This is a genomic window from Pseudomonas sp. FA-1, assembly GCF_056856075.1.
The window spans coordinates 1-22,935 of sequence record NZ_JBWXTH010000019.1 but is presented as its reverse complement, the minus strand read 5'-3'; the positions used below and the strand labels follow the sequence as shown (position 1 = coordinate 22,935).

The window sequence follows — 22,935 nt, the reverse complement described above, 5'->3', positions numbered from 1 at the left end:
ATTAGGCCGGGCCCGATATCACCGTCGCCTGGCAAGGGCTTCGCCCTTGATCGCGGGACAAGCCCGCTCCCACAGGGGCAGCATTGGCCGCTTGTTCTCTGCGCGACAGCGCAGCCCGCAAGGGCTGGGTGATCTCCCACGAAGCAAGCGGAGCCTGGGTCGTATTTGCACGGCTCTCAACCGAAGGCAATTTGAGCTTGTCCAGCACCATAGAATCTCCCACAGGGTAAGCAGACTGTTTGCGATAGCTCAGGGTGTCCAGTCCACGCCATGGTCCTCCAGGTAGGCTTCCACCGCCGCTCCCACCGTGGGGTGGAAGATGTCGTTGCCGATATGGCGGAGTACCTCCAGGCGCAGCAGCTTGTCCCTCACCGGGTCCGGCTGCGGGCACCTGCAGCCTCGGCGACCGGGGTCCGCGAGGAACTGCTGCTCACCGCGATGCCCTGGAACAACCCGGTCGCCAGGTTGGCAAGGCCCAGGCCGACCATTTCCTGGTTGGGATCGACCTGAGTACGCGTCTTGGCGGCATAGGTACGCGACAACACGCTGGTGTCGGCGAACGACACCAGCGCCACCGCCGCGCCGCCGATCACCACCGTGGCCAGGTCGCCAAAGCCGATCAACGGGAACTCGAAGCCCGGCAAGCCCTGGGGCAGCGAGCCGACCACCTTCACCTCGTGTGCCGCTTCAAGGCCCAGTAACCCGGACACCAGCGTGGCGACTACCACCGCGATGAGAATGCCCGGCAAGCGCTCCCAACGCTTGAGCAGCAAGATGATCGTCAGGGTGCCCACCCCCAGGGCGAAGGCGTGCCAGTTGGCCTTGCCCTCGAGCAGCGCACGCGCCAATTGCACGGTGTCGCGCAACGGCCCGGTGCTCTGGCCGGAGATCCCGAACAGCTTGGGCGCCTGGCTGACCAGTACCGCCAAGGCGATGCCATTCATGTAGCCATAGCGGATGGGCTTGGACAGCAGCTCGGTGATGAACCCCAGCCGCAACAGCCCCGCCCCCACGCAGATCAATCCCGATACCAGGGCCATGGCGGCGGCCAGGGTAACGGCCCGCCCGGGGTCGCCCGCCGCCAATGGCAGCACCACAGCCAAGATGATCGGCACCAAGGCCGAATCGGGGCCCAGCACGAGGATCCGGCTGGGGCCGAACACCGCGTAGGCCAGCAGCGGGACGATGGTGGCGTACAGGCCATGGATACCCGGTACGCCCGAGGCCTGCGCGTAGGCGATGCCGACCGGCACCAGCATGGCCGTGAGCACCAGGCCGGCGACCAGGTCCCTGGGCAGCCAGCCCGGTGGGTAGTGACGCAGCACGCGCCAGCCCGGTACCCAGCGCTGCCAGCCCGTCGGGGTCGGCTCTGCTGCATATGCCAGGGGCTTCGGGGGCTGCGGCTCGGGTGGGCTGGGGGTGTCCATGGGCGTCTCGGCGACAGGTCAATGGAGTATGGATGAGCGCTGGCCGTTTGCCGCCCCGTCGGCCTACAGCCACCAGGCCAGCACGGCCGGCAGCCAGGCGAACGACAATACCGTCGAGCACATCACCAGGTTCGCCACCTGCTCCGGTTGGCGGTTGGCACGCACCGCGAGCAGGTAGTTGAACACCGCCACCGGCATCGACGACTGCACCACCAGCACCGCCCGCTCCAGCGGCTCCAGGCCCAGCACCGTGCCCACCCCCCAGCCCACCGCAGCGCCCAGCACGATGCGCAGGCCGCCTAGCAGCAGGCCACTGCCTACGTGGTGCAGGCGGATGCTGGCCAGGGAGACGCCGAGGGTCAGCAGCATCAGCGGGATGGTCATGCCGCCCAGCAGGTCGGCGGTATTGGCCAGCCAGCGTGGCAGCTCAAGGTCCAGGAAAATGATGGGCAAAGCCCCGGCCAGGCTGATCACGATAGGGTTGCGTAACAGCGCCTTGAACGACGCACTGGCGCCGGACATGGCGATGCCCAGGGTGAACTGGAAGATCGACAAGGTCAGGAAGAACGCCACGGCCAGGGCCAGGCCATGCTCGCCGAACGCATACAGGCTGATCGGCAGCCCCATGTTGCCGGTATTGGGGAACATGAAGGCCGGCATCAGCACCCGCCAATGCTGGCCGCTGGCACGGCTGACGATGAAACCGGCCAGGGCCATGCCCAACAGGCACAGCACACAGGCCAGGGCCATGCTGGTGAAGGCGGCAGGGTCCAGCTGGGTGCGGCTCAGGGTAGAGAGGACCAGGGACGGCGTGCCGACCACCATGACGATGCGGGCGATGAATTCGGTGGGGTAGTCCTGGCCACGACGGGCCCAGGCATAGCCGATGCCGGCGACGATGAACACGGGGGCCAGGACGGCGAACAGCGAAGCCAGCATGGAGGGGTTCCTGAATCCGGGAATGAGAAAAGCCCGCGTATTATGCGGGTAGCGCCGAGCCTGTGGGAGATAACCTCGCCCTTTGGGCTGCGCTGTCGAGCACAGAACACGTGGCTGGTGCTGCCCTTGTGGGAGCGGGCTTGTCCCGCGATCAGGCCCGCCTCGATATCACCGTCGCCTGGCAAGGGCTTCGATCGCGGGACAAGCCCGCTCCTACAGCAGATCGCGGTTTACTGAGCGGCCTTGTGCCGCGAAAGGAGTGCGTAGCAGCCCCCAGGGTCCGCAGAGTTCATACCTCGGGCCTGCGGCCTCCGGTCGCAGGGGGCAGCCCCTTGGGTAAAACGCGCCAAGGCCTTAGAATCGCGCCTCCTTTTCGCCCCGTTGCCCAATCCCAAGCCCCAACTGCCCGCCGAGGCGGTAAGCGGCGCCTGGGTCGCATCCCTTGCCAGGCACGCCGCGCAACCCTTGCGCCGTCGAAAAGGCACACTCGTGGCTTTTCTCAACTAGAGGTAACTATGTCTGCGCGTTTGCTGGCCATGGCGCTGGCACCCCTGCTTGGGCTGTTCATCATTGCCCTGGGCAACGGCTTCCTGTCTTCCCTCACCACCTTGCGCCTGGGCGATGCCGGCGAATCGGCGACCATGATCGGTATCGTCTCGTCGGCCTATTTCATCGGCCTGACCCTCGGCGCGATCTTCAACGACCGGCTGATCCTGCGCATCGGCCATATCCGCGCCTACACCAGCTTCGCCTCGCTGATCGCAGCGACCATCCTGCTGCAAGGGCTGTTCTACGACACCATCTGGTGGTTCGCCCTGCGCCTGATCAACGGCTGGGCCGCGGTGGGCGTGTTCCTGGTGATCGAAAGCTGGCTGCTGCTGGCCGGCGACCCGAAGATCCGCGGCCGCCTGCTGGCGTTGTACATGATCGCCTTCTACGGTGCCGGCGTGCTGGCCCAGGCCACCCTCGGCGAAATCACCGGCTGGGGCGCCACCGCGCCGTTCATGGTCGCAGGCATGCTGGCCACCCTGTCGGTGGTGCCGATCGTGGTACTGCCACGGGTGTCGCCGCTGCTCGACCAGGTCGAACCGCTCAAGCCGCGCCAGCTGCTCGGCATCGCGCCCACCGGCCTGGTCGGCTGCTTCGGCTCGGGCGTGGCCATCGCCGGCATCTATGCCCTGCTGCCGCTGTACCTGCAGCGCATCGGCATGGACGTGGGGGAAGTCGGCGAAATGATGGCCTGGGTGATCCTCGGCGCGATGCTGTTGCAGTACCCGGTCGGACGCTGGTCCGACCGCAAGGACCGCCAACTGGTGCTGATCGCCCTGGCGGCGATGTGCACCGTGCTGTCGGTGCTGATCGTGCTGCTGCCGTCCGATTCGGCGCTGTTGCCAGCCATGCTGTTCCTGCTCGGTGGCGGTGTGTTCGCGCTGTACCCGGTGGCGGTCAGCAGCGCCGCCGACCGCGCCCCGTCCGATGCTCTGGTGCCGATGATCCAGGGCCTGCTGCTGATCAACTCGCTGGGCTCGTCCATGGCCCCGCTGGCCATTTCGCCGGTGATGAGCGCCTATGGCGAGGCCGGGCTGTTCTGGGCCTTCGCGGTGATCAACCTGGCCATGGTCGGCTTCTTCCTGTGGCGCCGCGGCAAGCGCCCGGCACCGGAGCACCCGGCACCGTTCGCCCCCGCGGCCACCTTCTCGCCGACCGGTGCGGAGCTGCGGGTCACCGAGGAGCTGATGCACGCCGCCCAGGAACACCCGACCATGGCCGACGCGGTCAATGGCGAACACCCGGCACACCAGGCCGAGGCCAACTGACCGTCCGGGGTTGCAGCGCAGCCCCTACCACTGGTCGCCTGCCGGGCACCCTGCCCGGCCTTGGGCAGACGAACCTAGAACAATCATCCCGACAGGAGATTCGCCATGGTTCGCCTACAGCCCCTGCTCCTGGCCCTGTGCCTGGGCCTTTCCAGCGCCGCCGCCGTTGCCGCCACCGACATGAACGGCGCCGGCAGCCCTCCCCACGACGACCACACTTCGGGCGAGCACCCTCGCGGCAGCACGGCCGGCGAAGGCAGCAGCACCAACAACCCCGGCGGCACCCAGGACAACGACAGCAGCGACACCGGCACCAATTCCGATGCAGCCGACGGCACTACCGGCGGTTCGAACAATACCGGCGAAGCGACCGGCACCGGTGCGGGCAGCTCCGGCGGGACCGCCGAGGACCAGGACAGCCGCTGAGCGCCAGCAGAACCTGTAGGAGCGGGCTTGTCCCGCGAACACCGGCGCAGCCGGTGCCATGTCCCGTGCAGTCAGCGCCAATAGCGCGGGTCATCCGCCACGCGTTCATGGGCCTGGAACAACACCGGCAGCTGCTCCTTGAGAAAGTCCAGCCAGGTGCGCACCTTGGCATCGAGGAAATGGCGCGACGGGTAGATCGCGTAGATCTCCCGTTGGCGCAACCGATGGGGCGCCAACAACCGGCACAGGCGCCCTTCCTCGATCGCCTGGGTCGCCGAGTAGTACGGCAACAGGCCGATTCCCATACCCAGTTCGGTGGCCTTGAGCATGGCGTCGGCGACATTGGTGAGGAAGGTGTCCTGGGGCACGATCACACAGCTGTCCGGCCCTTCGAACGACCAGTCTTCCTCGAACAACGGGTCGACCGTACGCAGGCACACATGCGCGTGCAGATCTTCCGGGCGCCGGGGCACGCCGTGGCGGGCCAGGTACTCGGGAGAAGCGCAGAGAATGCTGTAGATGCTGCCCAAGGGGATGGCGATCAGCTGTGAGTCCGGCAGGCCCTGGCCGATGGTGATCACCACGTCCTGGCCGTCGGCGACCGCATCCGGGTTGCGCTGGGACAGGGTCATCTCCATCACCACGTCCGGGCAGGCGGCGTTGTAGCGGGCCACCAGCGGCATCATCAAAAGGCCCAGGCCATGGGTGCAATGAAAGCGCAGGCGGCCGCGGGGTGTGAGGTGGGCGCCGCGGGCTTCGTCCATGGCTTCGTCGGTGAGCAGCATGATCTGCCGCGAACGCTCCAGGAAACGCTCGCCCGCCTCGCTCATGCGCAACCTGCGGGTGGTGCGGTGCAGCAGGCGGGTCTGCAGTTGGTTCTCCAGCTCCGCGACAATCCGCGACACCTGCGCGGCGGAAATGTCCAGGGCATTGGCCGCGGCAGCGAAACTGCCGCACTCCACTACCCGGGCGAAGGTTCGCATGGCGTGCAGCATGTCCATATCAACGCGCTCCGGTGATGGCATTCGTGCATCAAAGGCAGGAATCTATCACGAAACAGCCTATTTATCGCTGATCCCGCAGCAATACATCATGGGTCATCACCGATCAAAGGAGACCGCCATGAAAGGCTCGACCGCGTTTCTTGCCCTGTTCAGCTCCCTCGCCTCGTTCACCGCCTTCGCCGCCCCAGCCACCCCGCAACCGGTCAGTACTACCAGCCAGACGTACGAATACGGCATGCCCCTGGACGTGGCCAAGGTGATTTCCATCACCCCCGCCAGCAATGCGGCCGATTGTGCAGTGGGCACCGCGCACATGGTGTATGTCGACCACCAAGGCCAGGTCCACAAAGTGAAATACCAGGAAATGGGCAACTGCTCGCAGCTGTAGCGCCAGGTCAGGCCAACAGCTGTTCGATCCATTGCACCTGTGTCGCCACCTCCTGCACCTTCTGCTCCGGTACACCCTGGCGGGCCCGAACGAAGTGCGCCATGACCCGACGCTTGCGCTTGAGGTTCAAGTGCCACTTGGCCAGGAAGGCCGGGCTGCGTTCCTCCATCAGCAAGGGGCCGAAGTACAGCTGCTGGGGCGAATAGGCCACCGCCTGGCAGCGTTCGGCGACGATGATCTCGTATGTGAACGCGTTTTCCTCCAGCAACTCCTCGCACAGGATGCGGTAGTCGTTTTCCATCAGCCACTCACGCAGGGTGCCCTCGCGCACGTTGGGCTGCAGCACCAGGCGTTCCTTGCCGCTCAGGCGGTGCTTGCCACGCTCGAGGATCTCGCGGATCTTCTCGCCGCCCATGCCGCACAGGCTGATGGTGGTGATGCCGTCCTGCGGCTCGATGGCGTCCAGGCCATCGGCCAGGCGCACGGCGATGCGCGCCTCCAGGCCGTTCTTGCGCACCTTGCGCTGGGCCGAGCGATACGGCGTCGGCGCGGCCTCGCCGGCCACGGCCGCCTCGATGCTGCCGCGCAGCATCAGCGCCACCGGCAGGTAGCCGTGGTCCGAGCCGATATCGGCCAGGCGCGCGCCGGCCGGCACATGCGCCGCCACCCGCTCCAGGCGCATCGACAATGTCTGTTCGTTCAACCCTTGCCCCTTCTTGCAACCCTTGCCCGGCGCCCTCGGCCGGATCGGGCGGCGATTCTGAACGCCCACGCCGCGCTTTTCAAATGCACGCGACCAGGGCCATGGCTCGACCCGGCCAAGCCGCTCGCGTAGGCTTGCGGGTTTCCTTCCGTTGCAAGGCGAAACCACCATGGCAGATATCATCTTCACCCCCGACAGCGACCCGGAATCCATCTCCTCCGACGTGGCCGAGTTCAATGGCCTGCTGGTCACCACCCAAATCCCGACCCGCGCCGACGGCAGCCTGGCGCTGGGCGACATCGTCGAGCAGAGCGAATGCACCCTGCAGGCGCTCAAGGACGCCCTGGAGCGCGCCGGCAGCTCGATGGACCGCGTCGTGCACCTGACCATCTACCTGACCGACATGGCCGACCGCCCGGCGTTCAACGAGGTCTACCAGCGCTTCTTCAGCAAGCCGTGGCCGGTGCGTGCCGCAGTGGGCGTGGCGTCGCTGGCCTTCGACGGCATGCGTGTGGAAGTGACCGCGATGGCGGCCAAGGCCTGATCCCCGGCGCCCCATGTCGGGGGCTGCTCCGCCGCCCAATCGCGGGGCAAGCCCGCTCCTACCGACCAGCGTCACCTCCCCTGTAGGAGCGGCCTCGTGCCGCGAAAGGGCTGCTAAGCAGCCCCCTTTGGGCAGCCAATGGATGCCCCCGGGCCATTTCACCGGTACAATGCGCGCCTTGCCCGTGACAGCCCGACCATAACGATATGTCCCTCCCAAAGAATCACCTGGAACTGCTCAGCCCCGCCCGTGACGTGGCCATTGCCCGCGAAGCAATCCTGCATGGCGCCGACGCCATCTACATCGGCGGCCCCAGCTTCGGCGCACGCCACAATGCCTGCAACGAAGTCAGCGACATCGCCGGGCTGGTGGAATTCGCCCACCGCTACCACGCGCGGGTCTTCACCACCCTCAATACCATCCTCCACGACAACGAGCTCGAACCCGCCCGCCAGCTGATCCATCAGCTGTACGACGCCGGCGTCGATGCCTTGATCGTCCAGGACCTGGGGGTGATGGAGCTGGACATCCCACCGATCGAGCTGCACGCCAGTACCCAGACCGACATCCGCACCCTGGCCCGGGCCAAGTTCCTCGACCAGGCCGGCTTCTCCCAGCTGGTGCTGGCCCGCGAACTGAACCTGCAGCAGATCCGCGCCATCGCCGCCGAAACTGATGCCGCGATCGAGTTCTTCATCCATGGTGCTCTGTGCGTGGCTTTCTCCGGCCAGTGCAACATCTCCCACGCCCAGACCGGCCGCAGCGCCAACCGTGGCGACTGTTCCCAGGCCTGCCGCCTGCCCTACACCCTGAAGGACGATCAGGGCCGCGTGGTGGCGTTCGAGAAGCACCTGCTGTCGATGAAGGACAACAACCAGACCGCCAACCTGAGCGACCTGGTGGACGCCGGCGTGCGCTCGTTCAAGATCGAGGGCCGCTACAAGGACATGGGCTATGTGAAGAACATCACCGCCCACTACCGCAAAGAGCTGGACGCCATCCTCGAAGGCCGCCCGGACCTGGCGCGCGCCTCCAGCGGGCGCACCGAGCACTTCTTCCTGCCCGACCCGGACAAGACCTTCCACCGCGGCAGCACCGACTACTTCGTCAGCGAACGAAAGATCGACATCGGCGCCTTCGACTCCCCGACCTTCACCGGCCTGCCGGTGGGCGTGGTGGAGAAGGTCGGCAAGCGCGACCTGCTGGTGGTCACCGACGTGCCGCTGACCAACGGCGACGGCCTCAACGTACTGGTCAAACGCGAAGTGGTGGGTTTCCGTGCCAACATCGCCGAGCCCAAGGGCGAATTCGAGGAAGACGGCCAGACGCGCTACCGCTACCGCGTCGAGCCCAACGAAATGCCCGAAGGGTTGTACAAGCTGCGCCCCAACCACCCGCTGTCGCGCAACCTGGACCACAACTGGCAGCAGGCCCTGCAACGCACCTCCGCCGAGCGCCGCGTGGGCGTACACTGGCACGCTGTGCTGCGCGAGCAACGCCTGGCCCTGACCGTCACCAGCGAGGAAGGCGTCAGTGTGCAGCTGGCCCTCGACGGCCCGTTCGGCGCCGCCAACAAGCCGCAGCAGGCCCTGGACCAACTGCACGACCTGCTCGGCCAGCTTGGCACCACCCAGTACCACGCCGATGCCATCGAGCTGGACGCGCCGCAGGCGTACTTCATCCCCAACTCGCAGCTCAAGGCCCTGCGCCGCGAGGCCATCGAGGCGCTGACCGAAGCGCGGGTCAAGGCGCACCCGCGTGGCGGGCGCAAGGCCGAGACCAACCCGCCACCGGTCTACCCCGAGGCGCACCTGTCGTTCCTGGCCAACGTCTACAACCAGAAGGCCCGCGACTTCTACCACCGCCACGGGGTGCAGCTGATCGACGCTGCCTTCGAAGCCCACGAGGAACACGGCGAAGTGCCGGTGATGATCACCAAGCACTGCCTGCGCTTCTCCTTCAACCTGTGCCCCAAGCAGGCCAAGGGCGTCACCGGCGTGCGCACCAAGGTCGCACCGATGCAGTTGGTGCATGGCGATGAAGTGCTGACCCTGAAGTTCGATTGCAAGCCCTGCGAAATGCACGTGGTCGGCAAGATCAAGGATCACATCCTCGACCTGCCCACCCCAGGCAGCGCCGTGGCCCAGGTGGTCGGCCACATCAGCCCGGAAGACCTGCTCAAGACCATCCCCCGCGCGCCGCACTGAGTGCGCAGCCCGCTCCCACAGTCGATTCGCACAAAATCTGTAGGAGCGGGCTTGCCCCGCGATCGGGCCGCAAAGCGGCCCCATTTCCTACGTTCATCAATTGGTACTCTGGTACACCAAATACCACTGTAAACGATAATCCCTATCAGTTATGATCCGCACCTTCCCGCCCCTCGTAGGATCGTACTGCAATGCGTCGTGCGTTCGTTTCATTCTGTCTCATCAATGCCGTTGCCCCCGTTGCCCTGGCTGAACCCACGGCGCCCCTGGAACTGCAAGCCGTCAATATCGACGCCGCCAGCGATCTGGAGCGTGCCGACGGCCCTGTGATCGGCTACAGGGCCACCCGCTCGGCCAGCGCCACGCGCACCGACACGGCCCTGCACGAGACGCCGCAGTCGGTCAGCGTGGTGCCCAAGGACGTCCTCGAGGACACCGCTGCCACCCGCCTGCAGGACGGCCTGGACTACGCCGGCGGTGTAGGCCGCGCCAACAACTTCGGCGGCCAGGGCCTGACCACCTTCACCGTGCGAGGCTTCACCACCGGCGAGTTCTACCGCAACGGCTTCCCCATCAACCGTGGCTATCCGAACGCGCCCGACGCCAACACCGTCGAACGCCTGGAAGTGCTGCGCGGCCCGGCCACCAGCCTGTACGGCCGCGGCGACCCCGGCGGTACCTTCAACGCGGTCAGCAAGCAGCCCCTGGCCGAGCCCAAGGTCACCCTGGGCAGCCAGTTCGATGACCAGGGCATGCACCGCGCCACCCTCGACGCCACCGGCCCGCTCAGCGAAGACGGCCGCCTGGCCTACCGTCTGAACCTGCTCGGCGAGGGCGGCGAGACCTTCCGCGACAACGTGGAGACCGAGCGTTACGACGTCGCGCCGGTGCTCAGCTGGCAGGTCAATGACACCACGCGCATCGTCTTCGAAGGCGATTTCATGCGCAACAACCACCCCTTGGACCGTGGCCTGACCCGCTACCCGACCCAACGCGGCACCGCCTCGCGCGATACCAATATCTGGGAAAAAGGCAGCGACAACCTGCTGCACAACGACAACGACATGGCCCAGCTGCGTTTCGAGCACCAACTCAACGACGACTGGACCCTGGGCGGCGGCATGCAGTGGCTCGACGGCACCCTCAAGGGCAACGCGGTGGAAGGCAACGAGCTGCAAGCCGATGGCCATACCCTCGGGCGCAACTTCAACTATCGCAAACTGGAATGGACCGACCGGGACTACCAGCTCAACCTGACGGGGCACTTTGACACCGCAGGTTATGCCCATACCCTGCTGACCGGCATCGAATACGAGGATTACGACTACCAGTCCATCATCCATCGCTCGGCCAAAGGCAGCACGGCCTACCCCATCGACCTGTTCGACCCGGTCCTGGGCCAGCCACGGCCGGCCCTGGTGCGCACCACCACCCACGATAAGGAAAACCTCAAGACCTGGGCCGCGTTCATCCAGGACCAGGTTGCCCTTACAGAACGGCTGAAGGTCCTTGGGGGCCTGCGCTTCGAACGCTTCGAGCACCGGTATGACAACTACCTGCCAGGCGCCGTTGACTGGACCGCCGCCGACAACGCCGTCACCCCGCGCCTGGGCCTGATCTACGACCTGACCGACACCGTCGCCGTGTATGCCAACACTGCCCGTTCGTTCAAGCCCAACAGCGGTGCCAGCCTTCAAGGCCAGGGCTTCGACCCGGAGAAAGGCAAATCCTACGAGCTGGGCGTGAAATGGGAAGCGCGGGATCGCCAGCTGAGCGTCGATGCTGCCGTCTACCACATCGTCAAGGAAAACGTCCTGGCCAACGACCCGCAGGACCCCACCGGCACCTACAAGGTGGCCGCCGGCGAAGTGCGCAGCCGCGGCCTGGACATCACCGTGGCCGGCAACATCACCCCCGAATGGCGGATGATCGGTGGCTACGCCTATGTCGACGCCGAAGTGACCAAGGACACCAGCCTGCCGACCGGCACCCGCCTGGCCAACATTCCGCGCAACAGCTTCAGCCTGCTCAACACCTACGAGTTCCAGGACGGGCTGGCCAAGGGACTTGGCCTGGGCATGGGCGTGAAGTACATCGACGACCGCGCCGGGCAGACCGCAGCGAGCACCTATACCATGCAGCAGTACACCGTGGTCGACCTGTTGGCGTTCTACCAGGTCAACGAGCATGTGCGCCTGAACCTGGACCTGAAGAACCTGTTCAACAAGGAATACGACGAAGGTGCCTTCAACAACTACGTCTACCCCGGCGCGCCGCGCACGGTGCAGGCGGGTGTGAGCTACACCTTCTGATCCATCGTCAAGGGGCTGCTGCGCAGCCCTTTCGCGGCACAAGGCCGCTCCTACGTTGCGCGAAACCTGTAGGAGCGGCCTTGTGCCGCGAAAGGGCCGCAAAGCGGCCCCCTTTTCGCAAAACCTACAGCAAGCCCAGTCCCCGCGCCGTGCGATCCACGGCCACCTTGGTCTTGGCCACCAACTCGTCGATATCTCCCCGGCTGGCCACCAGCGCCGGCGCCATGATCATCCGGCCCAGGGTCGAACGAATGATCACCCCTTCCTCGAACCCATAGGTCCGGCATTGCCAGGCCAGGTCGTTCTCGTTGGCGTAGCGCTTGCGGGTGGCCTTGTCCTCGGCGAACTGCAGCGCCGCCACCAGGCCGGCTCCCTGGACCTCGCCGATCAGCGGGTGCTCGTCGAATACCTCGCGCAGGCAGCGCTGCAGGTAGGGGCCGGTGTCATCCTTGACCTGGCGCACAATGCCTTCGTCACGCAAGGCCTTGAGGTTGGCGATGGCCACCGCCGCGGCCACCGGGTGGCCGGAATAGGTCAGGCCGTGGGCGAACACCCCGCCCCGCTCCACCAGCGCCTCGGCGATGCGCTTGGAAAGCACCAGGCCACCCATGGGCACATAGCCGGAGGTCAGCCCCTTGGCGATGGACAAGGTGTCCGGCTCGAAACCGAAGTGCTGGTGGGCGAACCATTCGCCGGTACGGCCGAAGCCGCCGATCACTTCGTCGGCGCACAGCAGCACGTCGTACTGGCGGCAGATGCGCTGGATCTCTGGCCAGTAGCTCTCTGGCGGGAAGATCATGCCGCCCGCCCCCTGGAACGGCTCGGCGATGAAACCGGCGACGTTCTCGGCCCCCAGTTCGAGGATCTTCTCTTCCAGCTGCAGTGCGCAGCGTCGGCCGAACGCCTCGGGCGTCAGGTCGCCGCCCGCGGCGTACCAGTAGGGCTCGTCGATATGGGCGACATCCGGGATCAATCCGCCCATCTCGTGCATGAACTTCATGCCGCCCAAGGCCGTGGCCGCCAGGGTCGAGCCGTGGTAGCCGTTCCAGCGGCCGATCATGATCTTCTTGCCCGGCTTGCCCATCACCTGCCAGTAGCGACGCACGGTGCGGATCAGTACCTCGTTGGCTTCGGAACCGGAGTTGGTGTAGATCGCATGGCTGTAGTGCCCCGGCAACAGGCTGAACAACAGCTCGGACAGCTCGATCACCGCCGGGTGGGTGGTGTGGAAGAACATGTTGTAGTACGCCAGCTGATCCATCTGGGTGGCGGCGGCGGCGGTCAGGTCCCTGCGGCCGTACCCCAGCTGGGTGCACCACAGGCCCGACATACCGTCGAGGTAGCGCTTGCCATCGTTGTCCCACAGGTGCAGGCCCTCACCGCGCACGATCACCCTTGGGCCTTCGGCGTTGAGCGCCTTCTGGTCGAGGAAGGCATGGATGTGGTGCGCGGCATCGGCGCTCTGGTAGTCGCGGGTTTCGCGTTGGGGCTGGAACGGTGCGTTCATGGTTGTTCTCCGTGGGTGGGGATCAGCGCAGCTGGAACCAGGTGGTCTTCAGTTGGGTGTACTTGTCGAACGAATGCAGCGAGAGGTCGCGGCCAAAGCCGGACTGGCGGCCACCGCCGAAGGGCACCACCACGTCCAGGGCATCGACCGTGTTGACCGACACGGTGCCGGCCTTGAGGCGCCGGGCCACACGGTGGGCGCGGTTGAGGTCATCGCTCCACACCGAGGCAGCCAGGCCGTAGACGCTGTCGTTGGCCAGGCGCAGGGCGTGTTCTTCGTCATCGAAGGCGCTCACCGCCAGCACCGGGCCGAAGATTTCCTCACGGGCCAGGGCCATGTCGGCACGCACGTCGGTGAACACGGTGGGAGCGATGAAATTGTCCGAGCCGTTGATGGTCAGGCGCTGGCCGCCACACAGCAGGCGCGCCCCGTCGGCCCGGGCCTGTTCGATGGCAGCGCTGATGCGCGCGCTCTGGCTGACATCGACGATGGCGCCGGCGCGGCTGGCTGGGTCCAGCGGGTCGCCGGGGAGCCAGTCGCGGGCCTTGAGCAGCAGGCGCTCGACGAACTCATCGTGGATCGTACGTTGCACGTAGAGGCGCGAATTGGCCGAGCACACCTCGCCCTGGTTGAAGAAGATGCCGAAGGCGGCCTTCTCGGCAGCCAGGTCCAGGTCCTGGCAGTCGTCGAACACCAGGTTCGGGCTCTTGCCGCCGCACTCCAGCCATACCTGCTTGAGGTTGGACTGCGCCGAGTACTGCATGAAGTACTTGCCCACCTGGGTGGAGCCGGTGAACACCAGGCAGTCCACGTCCGGGTGCAGGCCCAGGGCCCGGCCGGCCTGTTCGCCAAGGCCCGGCACCACGTTCAGCACGCCTTCCGGCAAGCCGGCTTCCAAGGCCAGTTCAGCCAGGCGCAGGGCCGAGAACGGCGACTGCTCGGCAGGCTTGAGCACCACGCTGTTGCCGGCGGCCAGGGCCGGGGCGACCTTCCACGCGGCCATGTCCAGCGGGAAGTTCCACGGCACCACCGCACCGACCACACCCAGAGCCTCGCGGGTGACGGTGGCCAGGGCATTGCCGGCAGTGGGCGCGACCTGGTCGTAGAGCTTGTCCAGGGCTTCGCCATACCAGGCGAACACCTGCGCGGCCCCGGGCACATCGATGGCATAGGCATCCATTACCGGCTTGCCCATGTTCAGCGAGTCGAGCAGGGCCAGCTCCTCACGGTGGGCCAGCATCAACTCGGCCAGGCGCAGCAGCACGCGCTTGCGTGCGCTGGGCGCCATGCGTGCCCAAGGGCCCTGCTCGAAGGCACGGCGCGCCGAACGCACGGCCAGGTCGACCTCCGCCTCGCCGCACGCTGCGACCTGGGCCAGCAACTGGTTGGTCGCCGGGTTGATCGCCTCGAAGGTCGCGCCCGAGCGGGCCGCCAGCGGGCGGCCGTCGATCAGGGCGGTGTCGATGAAGCGTTGCTGTGCAGCACGCTGCTGCCAATCGCTCAATGTATGCACGCAGGACTCCCTCACGGCCGCTGCGGCGGCCGATGGTTATGGTTGGCAATGGGGTGGCGCGGGTAGCTGGGTCAGCGCCTTCGCAGGTAGCTTTCCAGCGGGTCCTTGCTCAGGCCTTCCTGGGCCTGGGCCAGGGAGTCGATGAACAAGGAGAACAGCTCGGACTGCTTGGCAATGTCCAGCTTGGTGTAGAGGTTCTTGCGGTGGGTCTTGACCGTGTCCTCGCTGATGCCCAGGCGTTCGGCCAGGGAGCGGGTCGAGTGGCCGCGCAACAGGTCCTGGGCGATACGGCATTCGCGCTCGGTCAACAGCGACGAGCCGAAATTGTTCAACGCAGCATTGATCTGCCGCCCCAGGGCACTTTCGAAGCGCCCGCCGAGGCTGTCGGCATCCAGCTGCCCCCAATGCCGGCGGACCACCGCCACCACCCAGGGCGCGACGCGCTTGAGGTCGGCGACCTGCGTAGCATTCAGCCTGCGGGTGCTGCCCAGGGCTACGGCGATGGTCAGCTGGGTATCGAGCGGGACGATGTAGTTGAGTTCGTCTTCGAGGTGCGCGTGCTGGTAGAACGACAGGTAGTACTCGCTGCGCTTGAAATGGTCGGGGGCGACGTCGCTCAACCGGTAGCAGCCAGGGGTGATGCCCTCCATGCAGGCGCGGTAGAACGGGCACAGCAGGTAGTAGCCTTCGAGGTACTTCTGCACGTTGCCCTCGGGCAGCCAGGGCCCCTCTTCGTCGTTTGCGAACAGTGCCGAGGGCAGGCCCTTGCGTGGGTACAGGAACACCGTGATGGCCTGGCTCCGGGCCAGGCAGTTGAGCGCGGCGAACAGTGCCTCGACGAAGCCCGGTGTGCCGATGGCCTCGATGACTCGGGCCATCTGCGCGTACCAGTCGGGCGATTTCAGCCGGTCTTTGCTCATGTCGTGGGTCCCCGCCAGGGTTGTTCTTATGGTGTCGCTGGGCAGGATTGTTTCATGCGATCGCCAGGGCGACCATCACCCTTCGGGGTGAGGCCGTGGCCCGAACGGGAATGAACGACCGGTCACCCTCACCAGCCTAATGCCAGGCAAGCCAACCCTGGAGGAGACTGGCCATGGCCGACCCCAAGCAGCCCGTGAACCCCGTGCACCCCGACCCCTACGTGGACGAAATCCCCCATGACCCTGGGGAACAGGTACCACAGCCGGAAAAACAGGCGCCCGACTGGCCTGAAGGCCAGGTGCCGCCAGAAGAGCAGTCGGACGGCTGAGCGACCGTTGGTCGCCCCTGCCCCCGCGCCGATGGATTTCCCATCACCGGAGCTGGATCTGAATTCATGAGACGTGGCCGATGGCCCTGCTCTCACTCCTGTGTTCGGCCCGCCGCCGGCGGGCCCTTTTTCCGAACCCGTGGAGGCCACACCATGTACGACTTCCTGCAGATGGGCGGCGGCAACGTCCAGGACGACTGGCCGGAGCTCGACCCGAACGTGCAGCCAGACCAACGCAACGACCGGGCCGATGACCCGGACACCGACCCCAGCATCGAGAATGACGGCAATCGCCCGGGCGTACCGGCCAGCGACCCGGAGTCCGGCGCCTGAACAGCCACGGGGCAAGCGGCTTCCCCTTCAGCCAGGAGAATCCGCTTGCCCCGCAAGGCCCGCTTCAGGCCGTTACCGCTTCGCTGCCAGGTGGGTCACCCGGCACGGCGGCCTGCGTCACGCCCTCACCGGTGGTCGGCACGAAGGCCGGCCCGCTGCCAGAAAGCCGCCAATTGACGTCGGTCACACCATAGCGCTCCGCCATCGGTCGACTCACCTTCCTGATCTTCTCCCGTCCGAACTTCGGAATGATCCCGACCCCAGCATCACAGCTGGCCCAATGCCAGGCCTCGGCATTGTCCATGCGTTCCAGACGAATGATGAAACTGCGCGGCTGGCCGTGCAGCCGGTAGTCGATGATGTACAACTGTGGGGTTGGCATCTTGGGGCCTCCTTTTCGCCATGGATGACTTTCTGATTGATTGGGGTTTTCCGTGAAGATTCAAAAGATTGTCGAACAATTTGAATGAATGGCCTGATGCCCATGGGCCACCTGCCTAGGCACCTGCCGGATCGAGCTGGATGAACAGGCAATAGCCGCCCAGCAATACCCAGAAAACCAGGAACAACCAGGGCGTTCGCATCGAGAACATCAGCGACTTGCGATGGCCGTGCCGGGTCGACTCGGTTTCGCAGAACAACGGCCAGTCGTCGTAGGCCATGCCCATGCTCGGTTCGCTGCTCAGCAGTTGGCTCTGCTTGAAGTACCAATGGTCGATGATGCCGTAGGCCGCACGGATTCCCGGCCAGGCATTGAGCGAGCTGAGCACCCCGAGCAAGGCCAGGAACGCCGGCACCACCAGGGTGAACGGTGCCCCCCACTTCGGGTTGAGGTTGGCCATGCACGAGGCGAAGGCAATCACCAGGAACGACTGCGCCGACAGGTAGGCATCGGTGCGGTTGGCCAGGATACTGGTTTCGTACTGGATCTCCCGGCGATAGAACTCCAGGCGCTCCCGGGGCGTTGCAAACATCTGCCCTTGCTCCGGCGGGTGCAGGTCCTGGCTGTGGACCGAGGTGAGGATTCTTCGCGTCATTGCCCCTCCAACGCCTGATGCAAACCCGCGCGTCGGGCACCAGGATCACCCTGCGCCTCGATACGCGCATGCTTCGCTCTGCGTGATGAAACAGGAACGACCCCAGACAGGCGGCCGCTGGCCACCTGCCTGGGGTCGGCGCCCGGCAGCGTCAGCACCGGGCTTCAGCGAATGCGCGCATTCACTGGTTGCGCCCGCCGCCGTGGCTGTGCTGGCCGCCCTTGCGGCCTGCCTCGGAAGCGCGTTCACGGTCGTTGGCGAAGTTACCCCCGGAATTCTGGCCGCCCTTGTGGCCGGCGCGGGAGGCTTTTTCGCGGTCGTTGGCGAAATTGCCTGGGTTGGTTTCCTTGGTGCCGCCACGTTGTCCGGATTGCTCTTGGTCACGAGCCATGTCATTTCTCCTTGCGAGTGGATTGGCTTTGCACGCAATTGCACCGTGCAGTAGTTCCGAACAGGTCGCAGCGCCAACTGCTCAATCGATCTGGGCCACCGCTGACGAGTGGCGCGAAACACTCCGGCAGGTAAAAGATTGCGCGCCAGCGGCTGGCGTACCACAGCCGCCCGCGCAAGTTTTTGGCACTGTCGCAGGCTGTCGAGGTCATAGCTCGACAGGCTCGTCATCGCTCGCCGCCAGGCACATCGCCTGCCTATAATCGGGCATCACAGATGCCCGGCGATGCTTCGATGGGCCACCTTTAGGTCTGCACAAGGCTGCGTCCCATGAAGTCGTCCTCCAAGCCTACCCTCGCCTCGCCACACAACCCGGCGCTGAGCCCGAGCCACCTGGCATTTCCGGTGGTGGGCATCGGCGCATCGGCCGGCGGGCTGGAAGCCATCTGCACCTTTTTCCGGCAGATGCCTGCCGATTGCGACATGGCCTTCGTGGTGGTCCTGCACTTGTCGCCCGACCACCAGAGCGTGGCCGACCGGATCATCCAGGAAACCACCGCCATGCCGGTGCAACAAGTCAGCGAACCGGTGCCGATCGAGCGCAACCACGTCTACGTGATTTCCCCGGCCAACCGCTTGTCCACCAACGACGGCTACCTGCGGGTCAGCCCGGCCAACCGCCGCCGGGGCGACCATGTGGCCATCGACCTGTTCTTCCGCGACCTGGCCGACGTGCACAAGGACCATGCCTTCTGCGTGGTGCTGTCCGGCACCGGGGCCGATGGCGCCGTGGGCCTTTCGCGGATCAAGGAGCAAGGCGGCGTGACCCTGGTGCAGTCGCCGGACGATGCGTTGTACGACAGCATGCCACGCGCGGCCCTGGAGACCGGCATGGTCGACATGGTGCTGCCGGCCGCCGAGATGCCGCAGAGACTGCTGGAGCTCTGGCACAACGCCCGTCAGGTCAAGCTGCCGCAGATCGAGGACGACAGCCTGCCGCCAGCACTAGGTACCCGCAGGGGCGACCCGCGCCATGCCGAACCCTTGCTGGAGGAAATCCTCCTGCTGCTGCGCACCAACACCGGCCATGATTTCCAGCACTATAAGCGCGCCACCGTGTTGCGCCGCATCGAGCGGCGCCTGCATGTCACGGGCCAGGCAGACCTCGCCGCCTATTACCGCTACCTGGAGCAGCACCGCGAGGAGTCCGCGGCGCTGCTGGCCGACATGCTCATCGGCGTAACCAACTTCTTCCGCGACCGGGAGGCGTTCGAGGCACTGGAACGCCATGTACTGCCGGAGCTGGTCAGCGACGGCGAAAGCGGCGACGGGCCGGGCGAGATCCGTATCTGGTCGGCGGGCTGCTCCACCGGCGAAGAGGCCTACAGCCTGGCGATGCTGGTGTGCGAGCAACTGGCCGTGGAGCGACGCGAGGCCAAGGTGCAGGTATTTGCCACCGACCTGGACGAACGGGCCATCGCCACCGCCCGCACCGGCAGCTATTCGGAGGCCATCGTCACCGACGTGCCGCCGGCGCGTCTGCGCCAGTTCTTCGTCAAGGAAGACCAGCACTACCGGGTGCGCAAGGAAATCCGCGAGAAGGTGCTGTTCGCCCGGCACAACCTGCTCTCCGACCCGCCGTTCTCCCAGATCGACCTGATCGTCTGCCGCAACCTGCTGATCTACCTCGATCGCGAGGTGCAGCAGGACATCCTGCAGATGTTCCATTTTGCCCTGCGCCCGGGCGGCCACCTGTTCCTGGGGTCGTCCGAATCGGCCGACCTCGGCAACGAGCTGTTCGCCCCGGTCGACAAGCGCAACCGTATCTTCCGTGCCCGCCCGGCGAGCCCCGCCAACCGCATGCCGGGGCGCCAACTGCCGGGCACGGAGCTGCTCGCCACCCAGCCCGACAACCGCACCAAGGCCCGCCCCGGCCGCAAGCCCTCCTACGCCGAAGTGCACCACCGCGCCCTGGCCCGTCGTATGCCACCGAGCCTGATCGTCGATGGCGATGGCAACATCCTGCACATGAGCGAAGGCGTCGGGCGCTTCCTGCACCTGGTGGGCGGCGAGCCGAGCCGCAACCTGATCAACCTGGTGCTGCCCGCCCTGCGTCTGTCGCTGCGCAGCACCCTGTTCCAGGCACGCCAGGGCGCCCAGGCGGTCACCTCGCGCCCGGTCGACCTCGGCGAAGGCGAGCATAAGGTGCAGGTCGAAATCGTGGTCCAGCCGCACAAAGACGAACCCAGTGGCAGCGAATGCCTGCTGGTGGTGTTCGAGGAGCGCATACCTGACCCTTCCCTGGTGCCTACCGGCGGTATCCGCCAAACCGACAGCATGGTGCTGGCCAACCTCGAACGCGAATTGCAGCGCACCCGCCTGCAACTGCAGGAAACCATCGAGCAGTCAGAGATCTCCAGCGAGGAGCTGACCGCCTCCAACGAGGAAATGCAGGCGATCAACGAGGAGCTGCGCTCGGCCAGCGAAGAGCTGGAAACCAGCAAGGAAGAGCTGCAGTCGATCAACGAGGAACTGCTCACGGTCAACTACGAGCTCAAGAACAAAGTGGAGGAAACCGACAAGGTCAACGACTACCTGAGCAACCTGATCGCCTCCACTGCCATCGCCACGGTGTTCGTCGACCGCAACCTGCATATCCGCTGGTTCACCCCACGCGCCACCGACATCTTCAACATGCTGCCGGTCGATACCGGCCGCTCCCTGCTCGACATCACCCACCGCCTGGACTACCCGGAGCTGGCCGACGATGCCCGCGCGGTGGCCCAGGGCGAGACCACCATCGAGCGCGAGGTCGGAGGCGAGAACCAGCGCTGGTACCTGGCCCGCCTGCTGCCATACCGTGCCAGCGAGCAGAAGATCGACGGCACCGTGCTGACCTTCATCGACATCAGCAAGGGCCGCGCCGTGGAGGAGCGCCTGCGCCTGGGCGAGGAGCGCATGCGCCTGGTGGCCGAGAGCACCCACGAGTTCGCCATCATCCTGCTCGACGAACAAGGCCTGGTGACCGACTGGAACACCGGCGCCACACTGATCTTCGGCTACACCAAGGCCGAGGTAATCGGACGCAACTACGAGCTGATCTTCACCGAGGAAGACCGCAAGGACGGCGTGCCTGCTCGCGAGCTGCGCGGTGCCCGCCTCAACGGCCGGGGCCAGGACGAGCGCTGGCACGTGCGCAAGGACGGCAGCCGGTTCTATTGCAGCGGCGAGGTGTCATTGCTCAAGGGCAGCAGCCTGCGCGGCTACGTGAAGATCGCCCGTGACCTGACCGGGCACAAGCGCCTGCATGACGAACAATCCAAGCAACTGGCCGAGTCCCAGAGCAGCAGCCACATGAAGGATGAGTTCTTCGCCATCATGTCCCATGAGCTCAAGCACCCACTGAACCTGATCCAGCTCAACGCCGAGATCCTCCGGCGCCTGCCGGTGGTGAAGAACGCCACCGCCGCCAGCAAGGCGGTCGGCACCATCTGCGAGGCCGTGGCCAGCCAGGCACGGATCATCGACGACCTGCTCGATGTGGCGCGCATTCGTACTGGCAAGCTCAAGCTCAAGACCGAGCCCGTAGACCTGTGCGCGATCCTGCGCGACATCCACGCCGTGGTGCGCAGCGAGCAGCACCCGTGCGATGTGGTACTGGAGCTGTCTGCCGACGGCCAGCCGCTGTACATCGAGGGCGATATCACCCGCCTGGAACAGATCATCTGGAACCTGCTCAACAATGCACTGAAGTTCAGCCCCGCCGGCAGCCAGATCCGCCTGGTGCTGGGCCGTCAGGGCGAACAGGCCCTGCTGCACGTGATCGACCAGGGCGTGGGCCTGAGCGAGGAAAGCCTGGAAAACATCTTCGACCTGTTCACCCAGGCCGCCCCGCAACTGGCCAGCCACAGCCGTGAAGGGCTGGGGATCGGGCTGTCGCTGGTGCGCCAACTGGTCCAGGCCCATGGCGGTACTGTCCAGGCCAGCTCGCCTGGGCTCGGCAAGGGCTGCACCTTCATCGTTCGCCTGCCACTGTGCGACCCCAGCCAGCAGTTGCGACGCGACGCCGGTGATCAGGGCAGCGACGGGCGGCTCGAGGGCATTCGGGTGCTGCTGGTCGATGACGCTCCCGACGTGCTGGAGATCATGCAGCAGTTGCTGGAAATGGAAGGTGCCCAGGTACACGCTTTCAGCGACCCGCGCGCAGCCCTGCAGGCCGCTGCAGGCAGCGAGTACGACATCATCCTCTCGGATATCGGCATGCCGGTCATGGACGGCCATGCCCTGATCAAGGCGCTGCGGGAAAGCCCGCACCTGAGCACCATCCCCGCCATCGCCCTGACCGGCTACGGTGCCAGTGCCGACCAGTACAAGTCACGGCAATCGGGCTTCGATCGCCATTTGAACAAGCCCGTCGCCTACGACGAACTGGTCGAGGCCATCGAGGCATTGAGCGGCTCCCAGCCCTACTGACCGCTCATCCGGGTGTTGACGCATCCGACTCAACCTCCAGGCGCTTTTCCGGGCCAAATCCAGCAGGACCACTGGATTTTGCCTGGAGCCTGCATGAAGTCCGTCAAGCACCGCGCCACTGTGATCTGTCGTCACGGCAGGAAGACCCGCAAATGGCTGTGGGTGAGAAAGCCCAAGGCACCATGGACCCTGCCCGGCGGCAAGATCGAGCCCGGCGAGACGCCGGCCCAGGCTGCCGAGCGAGAGTTGCTCGAGGAAACCGGGCTCAAGGCCCAGGATCTGACCTTCCTGATGCGCTATGAATCGCCCCAGCGCGTGCATTACGTGTTCGAGGCCCTATTCGCCGATGAGCCCCAGCCCGCCGCCAGCCACGAGATCGCCGACTGCTGTTTCGAACACCTCGACCGGGTGCCGGCGATCAAGGATGAGATCAAGCTGCTGATCCGGTCATTGCTCGCCTGCGACCAGACCCTGGCCGCGTCGGTGCGGTGACTTTTTGAGGTGCTATGGTGCTGGACAAGCTCAAAGTGCCTTCGGTTGGCTTAATACTCTTCAACCGTGCACGCTCCGCTTGCTTTGTGGGAGATAGCCCAGCCCTTCGGGCTGCGCTGTCGCGCAGAGAACAAGCGGCCAATGCTGCCTCTGTGGGAGCGGCGGTGCGGCGGT

General features: G+C 65.8%; 19 protein-coding genes and 2 pseudogenes. 10 read left to right on the top strand and 11 right to left on the bottom strand.

Annotated elements, in window-relative coordinates; translation table 11 throughout:
• Positions 1-249 precede the first annotated feature (249 nt).
• The 3 genes and pseudogenes from AC1MHZ_RS23020 to AC1MHZ_RS23010 all read right to left on the bottom strand — a co-directional run bounded on the left by AC1MHZ_RS23020 (position 250) and on the right by AC1MHZ_RS23010 (position 2,366).
• A complete protein-coding gene (locus tag AC1MHZ_RS23020; RefSeq protein WP_324816768.1) occupies positions 250-372 on the bottom strand; it encodes a hypothetical protein in 123 nt (40 codons plus the stop codon).
• Positions 373-377: 5 nt separating this feature from the next.
• A pseudogene (locus AC1MHZ_RS23015) lies at positions 378-1,427 on the bottom strand (SulP family inorganic anion transporter); the annotation flags it as partial.
• A gap of 63 nt (positions 1,428-1,490) precedes the next feature.
• Complete coding sequence (locus AC1MHZ_RS23010; RefSeq protein WP_324816766.1) at positions 1,491-2,366, bottom strand: AEC family transporter; 876 nt, start codon at positions 2,364-2,366, stop codon at positions 1,491-1,493.
• 515 nt (positions 2,367-2,881) lie between these two features.
• Here AC1MHZ_RS23010 and AC1MHZ_RS23005 point away from each other — a divergent pair.
• A complete protein-coding gene (locus tag AC1MHZ_RS23005) occupies positions 2,882-4,183 on the top strand; it encodes an MFS transporter (protein WP_482966993.1) in 1,302 nt (433 codons plus the stop codon).
• A gap of 105 nt (positions 4,184-4,288) precedes the next feature.
• A complete protein-coding gene (locus AC1MHZ_RS23000; protein WP_224455798.1) occupies positions 4,289-4,609 on the top strand; it encodes a hypothetical protein in 321 nt (106 codons plus the stop codon).
• A gap of 71 nt (positions 4,610-4,680) precedes the next feature.
• Here AC1MHZ_RS23000 and AC1MHZ_RS22995 read toward each other — a convergent pair whose 3' ends face one another.
• Entirely contained in the window at positions 4,681-5,610 is a 930-nt protein-coding gene (locus tag AC1MHZ_RS22995) for a LysR family transcriptional regulator (protein WP_482966992.1), read from the bottom strand.
• 121 nt (positions 5,611-5,731) lie between these two features.
• On the opposite strand from AC1MHZ_RS22995, the gene AC1MHZ_RS22990 reads away from it, so the two are divergent.
• Complete coding sequence (locus AC1MHZ_RS22990) at positions 5,732-6,001, top strand: DUF2790 domain-containing protein (protein WP_482966991.1); 270 nt, start codon at positions 5,732-5,734, stop codon at positions 5,999-6,001.
• Positions 6,002-6,008: 7 nt separating this feature from the next.
• Here AC1MHZ_RS22990 and AC1MHZ_RS22985 read toward each other — a convergent pair whose 3' ends face one another.
• A complete protein-coding gene (locus AC1MHZ_RS22985) occupies positions 6,009-6,704 on the bottom strand; it encodes a tRNA (adenine(22)-N(1))-methyltransferase (RefSeq protein ID WP_301178468.1) in 696 nt (231 codons plus the stop codon).
• Between the two features lie 169 nt (positions 6,705-6,873).
• Between AC1MHZ_RS22985 and AC1MHZ_RS22980 the strand changes: the two genes are divergently transcribed.
• The 3 genes from AC1MHZ_RS22980 to AC1MHZ_RS22970 all read left to right on the top strand — a co-directional run bounded on the left by AC1MHZ_RS22980 (position 6,874) and on the right by AC1MHZ_RS22970 (position 11,767).
• Positions 6,874-7,248, top strand: a complete 375-nt coding sequence (locus AC1MHZ_RS22980; protein WP_084857807.1) for a RidA family protein — start codon at positions 6,874-6,876, stop codon at positions 7,246-7,248.
• Between the two features lie 206 nt (positions 7,249-7,454).
• Positions 7,455-9,455: a peptidase U32 family protein gene (locus AC1MHZ_RS22975; protein WP_482966990.1), complete on the top strand. Its 2,001-nt coding sequence runs from the start codon at positions 7,455-7,457 to the stop codon at positions 9,453-9,455.
• A gap of 191 nt (positions 9,456-9,646) precedes the next feature.
• A complete protein-coding gene (locus tag AC1MHZ_RS22970) occupies positions 9,647-11,767 on the top strand; it encodes a TonB-dependent siderophore receptor (RefSeq protein ID WP_465001115.1) in 2,121 nt (706 codons plus the stop codon).
• A 124-nt stretch (positions 11,768-11,891) separates the two neighbouring features.
• Here the strand turns inward: AC1MHZ_RS22970 and AC1MHZ_RS22965 are convergent, their stop codons facing one another.
• From AC1MHZ_RS22965 to AC1MHZ_RS22955, 3 genes are all read right to left on the bottom strand, one after another.
• Positions 11,892-13,274 carry an aspartate aminotransferase family protein gene (locus AC1MHZ_RS22965; RefSeq protein WP_465001116.1) on the bottom strand — a complete coding sequence of 461 codons (1,383 nt, stop codon included), beginning with the start codon at positions 13,272-13,274 and terminating at the stop codon, positions 11,892-11,894.
• 22 nt (positions 13,275-13,296) lie between these two features.
• Entirely contained in the window at positions 13,297-14,787 is a 1,491-nt protein-coding gene (locus AC1MHZ_RS22960) for an aldehyde dehydrogenase (protein WP_368828922.1), read from the bottom strand.
• A gap of 71 nt (positions 14,788-14,858) precedes the next feature.
• Positions 14,859-15,707 (bottom strand): helix-turn-helix transcriptional regulator, encoded by an 849-nt coding sequence (locus AC1MHZ_RS22955; RefSeq protein ID WP_482966989.1) that lies wholly within the window; start codon positions 15,705-15,707, stop codon positions 14,859-14,861.
• Between the two features lie 173 nt (positions 15,708-15,880).
• Here AC1MHZ_RS22955 and AC1MHZ_RS22950 point away from each other — a divergent pair, with 173 nt between their 5' ends.
• Together AC1MHZ_RS22950 and AC1MHZ_RS22945 are read left to right on the top strand one after the other, a co-directional pair.
• On the top strand, positions 15,881-16,036 hold the full coding sequence (locus tag AC1MHZ_RS22950) for a hypothetical protein (protein WP_172403026.1): 156 nt from the start codon (positions 15,881-15,883) through the stop codon (positions 16,034-16,036).
• 153 nt (positions 16,037-16,189) lie between these two features.
• A complete protein-coding gene (locus tag AC1MHZ_RS22945; protein WP_482966994.1) occupies positions 16,190-16,369 on the top strand; it encodes a hypothetical protein in 180 nt (59 codons plus the stop codon).
• Positions 16,370-16,433: 64 nt separating this feature from the next.
• Here the strand turns inward: AC1MHZ_RS22945 and AC1MHZ_RS22940 are convergent, their stop codons facing one another.
• From AC1MHZ_RS22940 to AC1MHZ_RS22930, 3 genes and pseudogenes are all read right to left on the bottom strand, one after another.
• Complete coding sequence (locus AC1MHZ_RS22940; protein WP_253249350.1) at positions 16,434-16,751, bottom strand: DUF6555 family protein; 318 nt, start codon at positions 16,749-16,751, stop codon at positions 16,434-16,436.
• A 115-nt stretch (positions 16,752-16,866) separates the two neighbouring features.
• Positions 16,867-17,406 carry a hypothetical protein gene (locus AC1MHZ_RS22935; RefSeq protein WP_482966988.1) on the bottom strand — a complete coding sequence of 180 codons (540 nt, stop codon included), beginning with the start codon at positions 17,404-17,406 and terminating at the stop codon, positions 16,867-16,869.
• Between the two features lie 181 nt (positions 17,407-17,587).
• Positions 17,588-17,743, bottom strand: a pseudogene (locus AC1MHZ_RS22930) (con-10 family general stress protein); the annotation flags it as partial.
• 383 nt (positions 17,744-18,126) lie between these two features.
• On the opposite strand from AC1MHZ_RS22930, the gene AC1MHZ_RS22925 reads away from it, so the two are divergent.
• Together AC1MHZ_RS22925 and AC1MHZ_RS22920 are read left to right on the top strand one after the other, a co-directional pair.
• Entirely contained in the window at positions 18,127-22,269 is a 4,143-nt protein-coding gene (locus AC1MHZ_RS22925; RefSeq protein ID WP_482966987.1) for a CheR family methyltransferase, read from the top strand.
• A gap of 93 nt (positions 22,270-22,362) precedes the next feature.
• Positions 22,363-22,761 (top strand): NUDIX hydrolase, encoded by a 399-nt coding sequence (locus AC1MHZ_RS22920; RefSeq protein ID WP_084857797.1) that lies wholly within the window; start codon positions 22,363-22,365, stop codon positions 22,759-22,761.
• Positions 22,762-22,935: the final 174 nt, after the last annotated feature.

Coding starts and splice junctions, on each gene's coding strand:
- AC1MHZ_RS23010 (WP_324816766.1), bottom strand. CDS start 2,366: ATGCTGGCTTCGCTGTTCGCCGTCCTGGCCCCCGTGTTCATCGTCGCC.
- AC1MHZ_RS23005 (WP_482966993.1), top strand. CDS start 2,882: ATGTCTGCGCGTTTGCTGGCCATGGCGCTGGCACCCCTGCTTGGGCTG.
- AC1MHZ_RS23000 (WP_224455798.1), top strand. CDS start 4,289: ATGGTTCGCCTACAGCCCCTGCTCCTGGCCCTGTGCCTGGGCCTTTCC.
- AC1MHZ_RS22995 (WP_482966992.1), bottom strand. CDS start 5,610: ATGGACATGCTGCACGCCATGCGAACCTTCGCCCGGGTAGTGGAGTGC.
- AC1MHZ_RS22990 (WP_482966991.1), top strand. CDS start 5,732: ATGAAAGGCTCGACCGCGTTTCTTGCCCTGTTCAGCTCCCTCGCCTCG.
- AC1MHZ_RS22980 (WP_084857807.1), top strand. CDS start 6,874: ATGGCAGATATCATCTTCACCCCCGACAGCGACCCGGAATCCATCTCC.
- AC1MHZ_RS22975 (WP_482966990.1), top strand. CDS start 7,455: ATGTCCCTCCCAAAGAATCACCTGGAACTGCTCAGCCCCGCCCGTGAC.
- AC1MHZ_RS22970 (WP_465001115.1), top strand. CDS start 9,647: ATGCGTCGTGCGTTCGTTTCATTCTGTCTCATCAATGCCGTTGCCCCC.
- AC1MHZ_RS22965 (WP_465001116.1), bottom strand. CDS start 13,274: ATGAACGCACCGTTCCAGCCCCAACGCGAAACCCGCGACTACCAGAGC.
- AC1MHZ_RS22955 (WP_482966989.1), bottom strand. CDS start 15,707: ATGAGCAAAGACCGGCTGAAATCGCCCGACTGGTACGCGCAGATGGCC.
- AC1MHZ_RS22950 (WP_172403026.1), top strand. CDS start 15,881: ATGGCCGACCCCAAGCAGCCCGTGAACCCCGTGCACCCCGACCCCTAC.
- AC1MHZ_RS22945 (WP_482966994.1), top strand. CDS start 16,190: ATGTACGACTTCCTGCAGATGGGCGGCGGCAACGTCCAGGACGACTGG.
- AC1MHZ_RS22940 (WP_253249350.1), bottom strand. CDS start 16,751: ATGCCAACCCCACAGTTGTACATCATCGACTACCGGCTGCACGGCCAG.
- AC1MHZ_RS22935 (WP_482966988.1), bottom strand. CDS start 17,406: ATGACGCGAAGAATCCTCACCTCGGTCCACAGCCAGGACCTGCACCCG.
- AC1MHZ_RS22925 (WP_482966987.1), top strand. CDS start 18,127: ATGAAGTCGTCCTCCAAGCCTACCCTCGCCTCGCCACACAACCCGGCG.
- AC1MHZ_RS22920 (WP_084857797.1), top strand. CDS start 22,363: ATGAAGTCCGTCAAGCACCGCGCCACTGTGATCTGTCGTCACGGCAGG.